The 529-nt window shown below is 46.3% G+C and carries 1 protein-coding gene; it reads right to left on the bottom strand.

What is annotated here, in order from left to right; genetic code table 11:
• Window positions 1-504: protein disulfide oxidoreductase (locus ACP45E_RS18305; protein ID WP_241824337.1), on the bottom strand; the 504-nt coding region annotated here is incomplete at its 3' end.
• Between the last annotated feature and the right edge of the window lie 25 nt (window positions 505-529).

Here is a 529-nt window from a genome sequence, read left to right as displayed (position 1 = left end):
ACCGCTCTTCCGATCTATGCCCGTGGTAATAGACGTCACTTGTTCGTTATTGATGATCACTATGGTGGGAGTGACGATGACTCCCCACACTCTTGAGATGGTATTTCGGCTATCATTGATATTTGAAAACTGGTAGCCATGCGTCCGCAAAAATCCTGCCAATTTTCGGTCTTCTCCTGATGCGCCAGAAACCCCCACAACATGATAAGAATCACCAATTCGATTGATGGTGGGAGTAACAAATTGACAAGCCGAACACCAAGTGGCCCAAAAGTAGACGACAACGGGCTTCTCTTTACTCATCTCCATCACATCAATGTATTTTCCTTCCATCGATAGTGCCTGTATGGGCGTGACTGTGGCACTGGGCATATCTTGCGATCGCCACAGATCGACCCCGATGGAAATGAGGCTAACGAAGACGATATAGAACAGGCACTCCTTGATCCAATGGGCCATTGTTCTGCGCTTTTTTACTGGGTTATTAACTTCGCCCTTTTGCATTATTTTCTTTGTAGATCGGAAGAGC

It is taken from the genome of Vibrio genomosp. F10 str. 9ZD137 (genome assembly GCF_049974785.1).
In the GTDB taxonomy this organism is placed as follows: domain Bacteria; phylum Pseudomonadota; class Gammaproteobacteria; order Enterobacterales; family Vibrionaceae; genus Vibrio.
Note: the sequence above shows the minus strand (reverse complement) of the source record. Positions and strands in the feature narration are given on the sequence as shown.